A 13,082-nucleotide genomic window follows, 5' to 3' on the forward strand; every position below is an offset into this window, starting at 1 on the left:
TATTTAAGGAGACTTATGACGCAGCATTGGATAAAAATACTTATGAAATTCGATTCTGCGAATTAATCAGTGCTTCCCTAGCGTCCCAGGGCTGCCAGGGTTCTGTCCGGGACCGGCTTTGCCTCCCGGACAGGTTCTGGGCGTTCGCCCGGGAGTTATGTAGTACCGCTGCCGCTGGGGAGGTGGGCGCCTCGGGCGCCTCTTATTTGATGCGCCCGCAGGGCGCCACCGCAACCCTCGGCCCGAAGGGCCGTCAAACCTAAGAACCCTCCGGCGAAAGGCCGGTCAAACTTCAGAACCTTTCGCGCCCATAAGGCGCAGAACCTTCTGAACCCTCATGCCCAAAGGGCGTGTCCAATAGTAATCCACAACCCTCAGCCCCGTAGGGGCTGTCGCCCCTTGAGCGAAGCGAACACAACCCGCCGCCTTTGGCGGCCACAACCTTCGGGGCCAGGGGCCCCGTCAATCTGGGCCGCCAAAGGCGGTCCTTTATTAAAGGAGGCCAAACCATGTCCCATATCCATACCATCCGTCTCCTCATAGAAGGCCGCGTACAGGGCGTGGGGTTCCGGCCCTTTGTGTGCCGGGCGGCGAAGAAGGCGGGCCTCACGGGCTGGGTGAAGAACCTGGGGGGCCTGGTGGAAATCAGGGTTTCCGGAGGAAGGGAGGCCCTTTTTGCGCTGGAAAAATCATTGCAGGAAGCGCCCTATCCCATAGAGGTGGAGAGGATTACGAAGGAGGAGCTTCCTTTGGAAAGGTTTCCCGATTTTTCTGCCGTAGAAAGCAGCGGGACGCCGCTGGCTCCTCTTTTTCCGGCGGATATAGCCATCTGCCCTTCCTGCAGAAGGGAGCTCCATGAGAGGAAGGACCGCCATTTCCGTTATCCCTTCCTTTCCTGCACCGCCTGCGGGCCCCGGTATACTATCATCCAAAGCCTGCCCTATGACCGGCCCCGCACGACCATGGACAAGTTCCCTCTCTGCCCGGAGTGTGAAAGGGAGTATGAAGATTTGAAGGACCGCCGCTGCCATGGGGAAACCATCTGCTGCAGCGCCTGCGGACCCTGGCTTTCTTTTATCTCTAAGGCTGGGGAAGAAGCGGCAGGGGAAGAGGCCATGGAAAGGGCCATCACTCTGGTGAAGGAGGGGCAAGTGGTGATGGTGAAATCCATCGGCGGGTACAACCTGGTGTGTCGGGGAGACAGAGAGGAATCGGTGCGCTCTCTTCGGAAGCTGAAGCATCGGGAAGGAAAGCCCTTTGCCCTCATGGTTCATTCCTTAGAGGAAGCAGAGGCGCTGGTGAGCCTCACCGATGAGGATAGAAAGCTCCTCACCTCTCCGGCCTGTCCCATCGTCCTCTGCCGGTGGAAGAAACAATTTCCTTCCGCAGCAGAGGGGGTGCCAAGGCTTGGGATTTTCCTTCCGCCCTCTGCTTTCTACGACCTTCTCACCGAAGGGGCAGGGGCGCCTTTGGTGGTGACCAGCGCCAATCTGAGCGGTGAGCCCATCCTTTATAAGGATGAAGAAGCCCTTTCCTGGTTTCATGCCCATGAAATCGATTTCCTCTTTACCAATGACCGTGAAATCCTCCGCCCCGCCGATGACAGCGTGATGAAAGCGGAAGGCTCTCATAAAGACATGCTGCGCCGCACCAGGGGATTCCTGCCGGAGCCTGTGGTACATGGGAGAAAAGGGGGATGCGTGCTGGCGCTGGGGGCGGATATGGAGCCATCCTTCTGCCTTGCCGCCGAAGGGCGCATGTACCCCGGGGAAATGCCCTGCGATTTGGAAAATGAATCGTCCGAGGCAGCGTTCCTTCATATGATAAAGGACTGGGAGGATATGCTGGGCATTCGGCCGGAGAAGATTGTGACGGACCTTCATCCCGGCTATATGTCTTCGGACCTGGGAGAGAAGCTTTCCCGGGAAATGAACATTCCCCTTTTAAAAATCCAGCACCACCATGCCCACAGCCTTTCGGTGATGGCGGAGCAGGGCCTTTCCGGAAAGGCGGCGGCCTTCGTCTTTGACGGCACCGGTTATGGCAGTGATGGTACCATTTGGGGCGGGGAAATCCTTCTGCTGGAAGGAAATGAAATGGTGCGGAAAGGTCATCTGGATGATATGCCCCTTCTGGGCGGCGATATTTCTATGAAACAGGCCTGGAAGACCGCTCTGGCCGCTCTTGTGTATAGCGGTCTTTCTTCTTCGGACCACCGCTTCCCGCTGGTGAAGGCAGCCATTGATGGCGGCGTGAACTGCATCAAAGATTCCGCCATGGGCCGTCTCTTTGACGCGGCGGCCGCCCTTCTTCATATCAAGGAGGAAAACCGTTTCAAAGGCGAATGCGCCATGGCCCTGGAAGAGGCGGCAGGAAGAGCCGTTATGGAAGGAAGAAATCCTCTTCCCCTGCACCTCACCCTGAAGGAAGAAAAAGGACAGTTCATATGGCACAGGGAAGACCTCATTTCCGCACTGGCAGGGAATGGTAAAATAGAGGAAGCAGCCCTGGGGTTCCACCGGGCCATTGTGGAAATGGTGGTGGAAAGCGCCCGCCTTCTTGGCGTGGAGCAGGTCATCCTTACCGGCGGCTGTTTCCATAACGGCATTTTATGGAGAGAAACGAAGGACGCGCTGGAACAGGCGCATTTCAAAGTATACGGTAATGAAAAGGTTCCCTGCGGCGACGGAGGTATTGCCCTGGGCCAGGCCTGGTACGGGCTGCAGGGATAAGGAGGAACTATGTGTGTAGCCTATCCGGGAAGAGTGGTCAGCATAAAAGGCACCCATGGCATGGTGGATTTTTCCGGCACCGAAGTGCCGGTGAATCTTGCCATGGTGCCGGCGAAAATCGGCGATTATGTGCTGGTTCATGCGGGCATGGCCATCCAGATTGTGGAGAAAAAGGAAGCCCATGACTGGATTTCCCTTTTTAAAGAAATTGGGGAGATGGAAAAGGAATGAGAGAAAAAGAACTGGCCCGCTTCCTGGCTGCCTACGACGGGCCGCCGCTCCGTCTCATGGAGGTCTGCGGCACCCATACCTCATCCATTTACAGGAGCGGCATCCGGCAGATTCTGTCGCCGAAAATCACCCTCCTTTCCGGCCCCGGCTGTCCGGTATGCGTGACGCCTACCGCCTACATTGACAAGCTGGCAGCCTATGCCATGACCGATGGATACAAGGTCATGGCCTTTGGCGACCTTCTGGCAGTGCCGGGAAGCCGCCTGTCCCTGGCAGGCGCCAGAGACCGGGGCGGCGCGGTGGATTTCTTCTACAACCCCGAAGACGTGCTGGCCATGGCGGAAAAGGACAGAAGCACCACCTATGTGCTGGCGGCGGTGGGCTTTGAAACCACGGCTCCTGTGTGGGCGGACCTGGTGAAACGGGTGTATGACGAAAAGATACCTAACATCCGCTTCCTCACCGCATTGAAGACCATGCCCCGCGCCATGAACATCCTGGCGGCAGACCTTCACATCGACGGTTTCCTCTGCCCCGGCCACGTGGCGGTGATTACGGGAAGCCGTCCCTTCCAAAAACTTTCGGAAACATCGGGGAAACCCATGGTTATCGGCGGATTCACACCGCCCCTCCTTCTTCACGCCCTTTCCCGGCTGGCGCTGGAAGCTGCAAAGAAACAGGGCGGTCTTTGGAACGAATACCCCTCGGTGGTGCGGGAAGAAGGAAATCCAAGGGCCCTTGCCCTGATGGATGAAGTCTTTGCGGCAGGGGATGCCGTCTGGCGGGGCCTTGGCCCCATCGAAGGCTCCGGTCTTTATATTTCCGGGAAATATGAATTCCTGGACGCCGGCAGCCGGGGCCTCACAGAAGACCGTATGCCCAAAGGCTGCTGCTGCGCTTCCGTGCTCACCGGCCGCATGGTGCCCTCGGACTGCCCCTGCTTTGGCAAAGCCTGCACCCCGGACCATCCGGTGGGGGCCTGCATGGTATCCGGCGAAGGGGCCTGCTCCATTACCTATAGGGGAGGTTAATATGAAAATAGAACTGCGCCATGGTTCCGGCGGCGAAGAAACGGGCCGCCTCATTCATGAGCTTTTTGCCAAATATTTCACAAATCCCATACTGGATGCCATGGAAGACGGCGCCGTGCTGCCTGTCATGAAAGGACATCCCGTTTTCACATCCGACAGTTTCGTGGTGGAACCCCTCTTCTTCCCCGGCGGGGACATAGGGAAACTTTCCATCTGCGGCACCGTGAACGACCTGTCCTCCATGGGCGCCAGGCCCCTCTACCTCACGGCCTCCTTCATTCTGGAAACAGGGCTGGAAACGGAAACACTGGAAAAAGTGGCAGCTTCCATGGCGGAAACGGCCAAAGAAGCGGGCGTTTCCATCGTGGCAGGAGACACCAAGGTCATCGAAGGGAAGGGGGGCCTTTACATCAATACCGCCGGCATCGGTGAAAGGGCAGAGGGCCTCTCCATTTCCGCCTCCGCCATGGAAGAGGGAGACGCCGTCATCCTCACCGGCACCATGGGCGACCACCACGGCACCATCCTCACCGCAAGGCTCCATATGAAGAGCAGCCTCAGGAGTGACTGCGCCCCCTTAAACGGCCTGGTGGAAAGCCTCCTTTCCGAAGGCCTTTCCATCCACACCATCCGTGACATCACCAGAGGCGGCCTTGCCACCGTGGCAAACGAACTGGCCGAGGCCTCCGGCAGGGCCATGGAACTCAGGGAAGAAAACATTCCGGTGTCCGAAGAAATCCGTGAACTCTCCGGCATCCTGGGCCTTGATCCCCTTACCATGGGAAACGAAGGGAAAATGCTTATAGTCCTTCCGGAAAAAGAAGCGGAAAGGGCCCTTGCCATTCTCCGCCAAAATCCCTACGGCAAAAACGCCTCCCTGGCAGGCCGGATCACCAAAGGCGAAGGCGTCCACCTCATCACCGCCTTCGGAGGAAAAAGAAAACTCCTTCCCCTGAGGGGAGAAGGACTGCCGAGGATATGTTAATGTTAGTGAGCTAGTGAACTAGTGGGCTGGTGAGCTGGTGGGACAGTGAGACAGTGAAGGCCGCTGTCATCTAACGGCTGTCGGCTATTGGCCGTCCGCTGTCAGCTGTCGGCTTCCGGCTGTCCGCTGTCCGCTATCCGCTTACCGCCGGACACAGTCATTCTGAACGCAGTGAAGAATCTCGGTACGTGTCGTTAGTGCCTCCTCTGCTGATAAATACATGTCGGCGGGGAAACATCAGGCATACGGTATTCTTGAGTGCAGAGGGGCGGGCGCCGGAGGCATCATTTTATATGTGGCTCTAAGCAAAGTATGGGTTATTCTGCCCCCTGAATAGGGGTGGCAAGCGAACGTGGTTCATAGGGGAGCGAAGCGACCTGAGAACCACGTGAGACGCTTTCCCGTGGAGAAGTCCGGCGCAGCCGGATAGGGGGTGGCCACGATAGTGGCCCATTCCCGCTGACTGGTATTTAACGACAGCTGAGCCACTATCGGCATGAACCAAGATTCTTCGCTTCGCTCAGAATGACCACGAGGCGGGAAGGTAAGAACGTAACGCTGACTTCATATGCATCGCCCGCAGGGCGATACCATCACCCTTTGAACCAGCCTGCCAAAGGCAGGCGGAACCTTCTGAACCCTCTGAACCCGGGCCGCGAAAGCGGCCCCTCCCCCTTGACAACCCCACCATCCCTCTATACACTTGACAATAAGATGATTTCAGAGAATAGGAAACCTGGGGAAACACTGATTCATTCGATAACGATTGAATCAGCGCTTCCCTGGTTTCCCCTCATTCAGGACAAGGAGGACTTATGTATAAAATTCAGAAGAAGATTGACAAATGTTTAGACCTTGTAGCCAGGGATGAGAAAGTGGTGGCTCCCTGCCAGCACCTTTCCTATTATCCCTTTGCCGTGGAAAGCGGGACGGGGGAAATCCTGAAGGATGCCGACGGCAATGAATACATTGATTTCCTCACCAGCGCTTCTTCCCTGAACCTGGGCAGCTCCAACCCCATCCTTACGAAGGCCATTGAAGCGCAGCTGAAGAAATGCACCCAGTACACCGCCGCCTATTCCTACAATGAACCCATGATTTCCTATGCGGAAAAGCTCACCTCCGTCTATCCCGGCGGCGTGAAGGCAAAGATTGCCTTCGGCAACTGCGGCTCCGACGGCAATGATGCGGCTGTGAAATTTGCCAGGGCCTACACAGGGCGCACGAAAATTATTACCTTCATCAACGGCTACCATGGAAATACCTACGGCTCCTCTTCCATGACCACCTGCACCACCCGCATGCATGCGAAAATGGGACCCTTCCTGCCGGAAATTTACCATTTCCCCTTCTACGGTGATAATGTGCCCGATGAAATCGTGGAAAAAGAAGCGGTGAAGGATATCGAAACCGCCTTCAAGACCTACATGCCCGCCGACGAAGTGGCGGCTGTGGTGATTGAAGCCATCCAGGGGGACGCAGGCATTCTCCCGGCCCATCCCATTTTCATGAAAAAGCTCTACGACCTCTGCAAAAAGCACGGCATCCTCTTCATCGACGAAGAGGTACAGCAGGGCTTCTGGCGGGCAGGCCACTTCTTTGCCATTGAAAACTACCCCGGCATCATTCCCGACGGTATTATCATGGGCAAATCCATCGGTGCCGGCCTCACCCTGGGCGCCTTCATGGGCAGGGCGGAAATCATGGACTGCCTCCCCGCTCCGGCCCACCTCTTCACCCTGGGCGGCAACGCCATTGCCTGCGCCGCAGGAAATGCCGCCTTCGACTACTATCAGTCCGAAGAATTCCAGACCATTTACAAACGGAACTGCGCTGCCATTCAGAAAGAACTGGCGGCACTCAAGGCAAAGCACCCTGACCGGGTGGCCTTCTACCGCGGCCGCGGCATGTCCTGGGCCATCGGTATCGTAAAGAAGGATGAAAAAGGAAATGCCATCCCCGATGGAGACGGCACCTTCAAGGTCTGCTTCCGCTCCTACGAAAAGGGTCTCATCATCATCACCCTGGGCGAAAACCTCCTCCGCGTGCAGCCGCCTCTCAATATTTCCGAAGAAAACCTGCATAAAGCCTTCACCATTCTGGACGAATCTCTCACGGAACTGGAAAAGGGAGAAATCCCGGACGGTGTATTCGACTACCGCCACGGCTGGTAAAATCTGCACATAAAAAAACGACTGCTTCGGCAGTCGTTTTTTATGGGTCAAATGCGGCGGGGAACGGTATTCCCGAAAGGAAGAGGGTTCAGGCGCCTTTGACGCCCGGGTTCTATCGTTCGTGCGCTTCGCGCCGAACGATGGGTTCCGCCCACAGAGCGGGCTGGTTCAGAGGGGAGCTTTAAATGCCGCCTCCGGCGGCAGCGCTGCCTATGGCAGCGAAAACCTACACAACCGGGCTGGCGCCCGCTGGAAATGCACCCCTTCTGTCGCCTGCGGCGACGTCTCTCCACGGGAAAGCGTCTCACACAATTCTCAGTCGCCTACGGCTCCCTACGAATCATGTTCGCTTGCCACCCCGGAGGGGGAGATTTTAGCGGCACTATACTTTGAACTGCTTATGAGGGTAAAAGTTGAGCGGCAAGTAAAGTTCCCCCTCCGGGGGAAAGGTGGTGCGCAGCACCAAAAGGGGTGCATTTCCACGCGCTGTGCACATTCTGCAGAGAATGTGCAAGTCAGTCGAAGTTGGCCCATAGCCTGCCCATAAAAGGGCCTTCCTTTTAATCGACTGACCGTTAGGCGCGGTTGTTTGGTTTTGCCGCGAAGCGGCTTATAAACTTCATCGCCCGCAGGGCGATACCATAACCCTTTGAACCCTCTGAACCTTTTGAACCTTCTGAACCTGGGGCGCTTCGCGCCCCATCACATCCCCACCGTCTCATCCAGGGGCTCCTGGCAGAAGAGCTTCATGGCGCCTTCCGCCATTTTTTCTCCTTCATGGGCGGAGCCTACCACCACATCCAGTTTCCAGCGGAAGGGGACGCCCAGCTCAGCCGCTTTGGCTTCGCAGAAATGGTAGTAGTTGCTGCACCGCTCCATGCGGTTCTGTCCCTGGGCGTCGGCCTCCGGCGTGTCACGGAAGGGCTTTTCCCGGGAAATATCATTTCCGCCCATGAGCATGATGACCGGACGGGAAAAGGCACGGGCCAGGTCTTTATCGGAAAGGGGCACGTTCTTAATGCCGTAGGGGTAGCATACATTTTCATCGGGCATGGTGAACCAGCCTGCATTGGCGCAGACAATGGCATCGGCGGCGGGATGGCTGGCGAAGAGGGAATAGCGGTGCATGAGCTGGCCGCCGGCGGAATGGCCGAAGAGAATGACCTTTCCTTTGGCATGGGTCCGGCGCCGCACCGCAGCGGTTACATGGTCGATGGCGTCAAACGTCCACTGCCGGCGGGGCTGGATGTGCCCCTTCTCTCCTTCCGCATCGGAAATATTTCCTTCCTGGTACCAGCGGGCGCCGGGATATTTCTTCGTGGAAAATTCCGGACAGGCAATGAGCATATTGTAGCGCACCGCCAAATCCTCCAGGTGCTTTTCAAACCGTTCCGCCTTCCGGGTATATCCCGGAAAGGCGATAAACACAGGCTGCTCCTCCGTCCAGGTGGCAGGCTTGTAGTAGTACACAGGGATGGAATCCCGGCAGGTGCCGCTTCCGTCTTCTAGAAAATAGGAACTCTCTCCCACCGGCAGGGACGGCGTCTTCCGGCGGGGAAACAGATAGGCAGTGACAGCACCCAGAGCCAGTGCAGCCAGTGCTTTAACAACTTTACCCAATAGTCAGATCTCCTTAGATAAAAAACAAGCGTAGAGGGAGATGCCCTCTAATTGCATTATTATATCATGGAAGAGTAAAAAGGAAATGGGAATTTGCCGCTGTCCGGTGTCGGCTTCCCGCTGCTATTGCCTGCTGGACAGTACTCCCGAATGCAAGAGGGTTCAGGCGCCTTCGGCGCCCGGGTTCTATCGTTCGTGCGCTTCGCGCCGAACGATGGGTTCGGGCCGGAATCGGCTTCGCCTTCCGGCCTGGTTCAGAGGGGAGTTATGTATGCCGCCTCCGGCGGCATTTATATTCATCGCCCGAAGGGCGATACCACAACCCTTGGGTCCGAAGGGCCCATCAAACCTAAGAACCTTTAGAACCTTCGGCCCGCCGGGGCCGTCAACCTTCACGCCCAAAGGGCGTGTCAAATGGGCGCCGCCACAACCCTCAGCCGTGAAGCGGCTGTCGCCCCTTGAGCAAAGCGAACACAACCCTTCTATACAACCCGCGGCGAAGCCGTGCCCCTTTTTTATTTTTATTTGCGCCGTCAGGCGCCACCACAACCCTCTGAACCCTCTGAACCCTCTGAACCCTCTGAACCCTCTGAACCCTCTGAACCCTCTGAACCCTCTGAACCCTTTGAACCCTCTGAACCCTCACGCCGCAGGCGTGTCCATGAACCCTCTGAACCCGGGCCGCGGAGCAGCCCTATAGATGATATAATAAAAGAAATCAATGCTATTTCCAAAAAAGGAGGGACCCCATGCTGATTCGTGAACGAAGTGAAGAATTGGAAAAGAAAATCCTCTGCCACCGGGCAGTCCTGTCCGCCAATGCCCGCCGGGACAGGGTGGAGAAGAAGGATCCTCTGCGCACCGATTTCCAAAGGGACCGGGACCGGATACTCCATAGCAATTCCTTCCGCCGCCTGAAACATAAAACACAGGTTTACATTGCTCCCAGGGGCGACCATTACCGCACCCGCATGACCCACACCCTGGAGGTGGCGCAGATTGGCCGCACCATGGCCAGGGCCCTCCGGCTGAACGAGGACCTGGTGGAGGCCATCGCCCTGGGTCACGATCTGGGACATACTCCCTTCGGCCACGTGGGGGAGCAGGCGCTGCAGGAAATCTGCGGCCACTTTGAACATAATGAACAGAGCGTCCGCATTGTGGAAAAACTGGAAAAAGAAGGACAGGGGCTGAATCTTACAGCCGACGTGCGGGACGGCATGCTGAACCACTGCGGAAAACTGCACGCCCATACCCTGGAGGGTGCACTCATCAAGTATGCCGACCGCATTGCCTATCTCTGCCACGACTATGAAGATGCAGAAACTATGGGCCTCATCGGCCCGGACAATCTGCCGGACATGGTGAAGAAAAAAATCGGCACCACCCATTCCTCCATGATTACCGCCCTGGTCACCAGCGTGGTGAAAAATTCCATGCATGATGAAACGGACGGCATCCACATGTCAAAGGAAGGGGACGAAGTGCTGCAGACCTTCCGGCAGTTCATGTTTGACGAAGTGTACATGTCAAAAGCCCTGATTCCTGACAGGAAACGGGGCAGCAACGTGGTGAAAATGCTGTATAACTATTACACTGAAAAACGGCCGGACGGCAGTTTCCATGAAACCAGGCTCCCTGAAAAACAGGTCCGCCTGGCAGGAGGAAATATTCCCCTGGCAGCGGTGGACTACATCTCCGGCCTCACCGACAACTTCGCCATCAACCTCTTCGAAGACATCTTCGTGCCAAGATACTGGACATTCAAGAAGGAGTGAGGCGGCGGCTGCTGGTGGCTTTCCGCTGTCGGCTGTCGGCTAGTCGCTTTCCGCTTTCCGCTGCTATTGTCTGCTGGACAGTATTCCCGAAAGCAAGAGGGTTCAGGTGCCTTTCGGCACCTGGGTTCTATCGTTCGTGTGCTTCGCACCGAACGATGGATTCGAGCCGGAATCGGCTTCGCCTCCCGGCCCGGTTCAGAGGGAAGTTTTATATGCCGCCTTTGGCGGCTATAAAATTGCGGCGGAGCCGCCACCACAACCCTCGGCCTGAAGGGCCGTCAAACTTAAGAACCCTTGCGCCGGCAGGCGCATTAAACCTAAGAACCTTCTGAACCCATCGAACCCTCACGCCTCCGCGTGTCAATATAATAATAAAGGAGGGGATTTCTATGGAAGATGTAAAAGATTTAATCGGCCGTCTCATGAACCATGTGGACGGCAGCAGCTTTTCCGATGAAGAACTGAAAAGGCAGATCAACGCCATCTACAGCATTTATGCCAGCATTATGGGCTCTGAGCAGATTATTGTGCAGGCCAGCCGGTATAATGCGCTGAAATACATACATGATGAAAACCCCCGCATCCGCCTCATCGGCATGGAACGGCTCATTCTGGAAAGCCGGGACTACACAAGGGTGCCTACGGACGAGGAAATACCGGGCATTTTGGACAAGCTGGAAGACAAGCTGGCGGAAATGCTGGCCCGGCAGGCGGTGGAACGGCAGCTGGAAGAAAAAATTGCGGACCGTCTGGAGGAAAGGCATCAGGAATATGTGGATGAAATCCGCCAGGAAATCATCGACGAAGAAACGGGGGACACCGAAACACCCCAGAGCCGCCGCAAAATGGAAAAACTGGAAGCCCTGGACAAGGTGAAGCTCACCTCCACCATTATGAACGTGGTGCGGCCCCGGAGCCTTTCGGAAATCGTAGGCCAGGACCGGGCGGTGAAAGCCCTCTTCTCCCGCATTGCCTCCCCCTATCCCCAGCACCTCATCCTCTACGGACCGCCGGGTGTGGGCAAGACCACCGCTGCACGGCTGGTGCTGGACGAAGCGAAGAAACTTTCCTACACCGCCTTTGGGGAAAATGCGCCCTTCGTGGAATGCGACGGCACCACCCTGCGCTGGGACGAAAGGGACATTACGAACCCCCTCATCGGCTCCGTCCACGACCCCATCTACCAGGGCGCCAGCCGCCAGTTGGCGGACGACGGCATACCGGAACCGAAGCCCGGCCTTGTCACCGAAGCCCATGGCGGCGTCCTTTTCATCGATGAAATCGGCGAACTGGACCCCATGATGCTGAATAAGCTGCTGAAAGTACTGGAAGACAAAAGGGTCTATTTCGAATCCGCCTACTACGACGAAGACAATCCCGCCGTACCGGACTACATCCGGAAACTTTTCAAAGACGGTGCCCCCGCCGATTTCATCCTCATTGGCGCCACCACCAGGCAGCCCGAGGAAATCAACCCCGCCATCCGCTCTCGCTGCGCCGAAGTCTTCTTTGACCCCCTCCAGCCGAAGGACGTGGTGGAAATCGTGCGTCATGCGGCGGAAAAGCTTAAGGTCCATCTGGAAGAAGGGGTGTCGGACCTCATCAGCACCTACACCATGGAAGGCAGAAAGGCAGTAAGCCTTCTGGCCGACGCCTATGGCCTTGCGGTCTATGAAAGCGGGAATGCCCACGAAGTTACCATTACCCTGGACCTCATGAAACGCACCGCCCAAGCCAGCCGCCTCTCCCCCTGGCTGGGTCGGGTGAAGAAAGGAAATCCAAGGGTCGGTCATATTTATGGCCTTGGCGTGGCAGGTTACTGGGGAAGCACCATTGAAATTGAAACCGCCGCCTTCCCCGCCAGAACCCAGGGAAAAGGCAGCATCCGCTTCAACGACACCGCCGGCTCCATGGCCAAAGACTCCGTTGCCACCGCCGCCGCCGTGGTGCGCCTTGTCACCGGCAAGGACCTCTCGGACTACGACCTCCACGTGAACATCGTAGGCGGAGGCAATATCGACGGCCCCTCCGCCGGCGCCGCCATCACCTGCGCCATCGTCTCCGCCGTGGAAAATATTCCCCTCCGACAGGACTATGCCGTCACCGGTGAAATTTCCCTCTCCGGCGACGTAAAACCCGTAGGCGGCGTCATGGAAAAAGCCTTCGGCGCCCGCCAGGCAGGCATGAAGGGTATCCTCATACCCGCGGAAAACAAGACGGACATAGACCCCAAGACTTTGGGCATAGAAGTGCTGCCAGTCACCCATATCCGGGAAGTGCTGGATAAGATGCTGGTGAAATAGTGGGATAGTGGGACAGTGAGACAGTGGGACAGTGAAGGCATCTATCATATATCGGCTATCAGCTGTCCGCTATCCGCTATCCGCTGTCCGCTGCCTCCTTCCCGCCGCTCGCCCGTCATCCTCGTATAGTAAGTGTAGGGCATGAAGTTAAATACTTCCATTGCCCACCTTGATGGGTAGGGAATCCTGGTGCTACGATGAAAGTAACATGGAATAGCTCAGAAGACG

8 protein-coding genes are annotated in these 13,082 nt (G+C 56.8%); 7 read left to right on the forward strand and 1 reads right to left on the reverse strand.

Annotated elements, in window-relative coordinates:
* Positions 1 to 509 precede the first annotated feature (509 nt).
* The 5 genes from hypF (at position 510) to QZQ29_RS06670 (ending at position 7,153) form a co-directional block, all read left to right on the forward strand.
* Positions 510 to 2,732 (forward strand): carbamoyltransferase HypF, encoded by a 2,223-nt coding sequence (gene hypF, locus QZQ29_RS06650; RefSeq protein ID WP_296961467.1) that lies wholly within the window; start codon positions 510 to 512, stop codon positions 2,730 to 2,732.
* Positions 2,733 to 2,741: 9 nt separating this feature from the next.
* Positions 2,742 to 2,963 carry a HypC/HybG/HupF family hydrogenase formation chaperone gene (locus tag QZQ29_RS06655; RefSeq protein WP_296961470.1) on the forward strand — a complete coding sequence of 74 codons (222 nt, stop codon included), beginning with the start codon at positions 2,742 to 2,744 and terminating at the stop codon, positions 2,961 to 2,963.
* Positions 2,960 to 3,994: a hydrogenase formation protein HypD gene (hypD, locus tag QZQ29_RS06660; protein ID WP_296961474.1), complete on the forward strand. Its 1,035-nt coding sequence runs from the start codon at positions 2,960 to 2,962 to the stop codon at positions 3,992 to 3,994. Before QZQ29_RS06655 ends, hypD begins: the two co-directional genes overlap by 4 nt.
* A 1-nt stretch (position 3,995) precedes the next feature.
* Positions 3,996 to 4,979 carry a hydrogenase expression/formation protein HypE gene (gene hypE, locus QZQ29_RS06665; RefSeq protein WP_296961477.1) on the forward strand — a complete coding sequence of 328 codons (984 nt, stop codon included), beginning with the start codon at positions 3,996 to 3,998 and terminating at the stop codon, positions 4,977 to 4,979.
* Between the two features lie 815 nt (positions 4,980 to 5,794).
* On the forward strand, positions 5,795 to 7,153 hold the full coding sequence (locus tag QZQ29_RS06670) for an aminotransferase class III-fold pyridoxal phosphate-dependent enzyme (RefSeq protein WP_296961480.1): 1,359 nt from the start codon (positions 5,795 to 5,797) through the stop codon (positions 7,151 to 7,153).
* 702 nt (positions 7,154 to 7,855) lie between these two features.
* Here the strand turns inward: QZQ29_RS06670 and QZQ29_RS06675 are convergent.
* Positions 7,856 to 8,773 carry an alpha/beta hydrolase domain-containing protein gene (locus QZQ29_RS06675; protein WP_296961483.1) on the reverse strand — a complete coding sequence of 306 codons (918 nt, stop codon included), beginning with the start codon at positions 8,771 to 8,773 and terminating at the stop codon, positions 7,856 to 7,858.
* A gap of 749 nt (positions 8,774 to 9,522) precedes the next feature.
* On the opposite strand from QZQ29_RS06675, the gene QZQ29_RS06680 reads away from it, so the two are divergent.
* Complete coding sequence (locus QZQ29_RS06680; protein WP_296961486.1) at positions 9,523 to 10,551, forward strand: deoxyguanosinetriphosphate triphosphohydrolase; 1,029 nt, start codon at positions 9,523 to 9,525, stop codon at positions 10,549 to 10,551.
* A gap of 389 nt (positions 10,552 to 10,940) precedes the next feature.
* Positions 10,941 to 12,854, forward strand: coding sequence for a Lon family ATP-dependent protease (lonC, locus tag QZQ29_RS06685; RefSeq protein WP_296961489.1), 1,914 nt, complete (start codon positions 10,941 to 10,943; stop codon positions 12,852 to 12,854).
* Positions 12,855 to 13,082 lie beyond the last annotated feature (228 nt).

The sequence above is a fragment of the uncultured Dialister sp. genome, from assembly GCF_900538805.1.
Lineage (GTDB): Bacteria > Bacillota > Negativicutes > Veillonellales > Dialisteraceae > Dialister.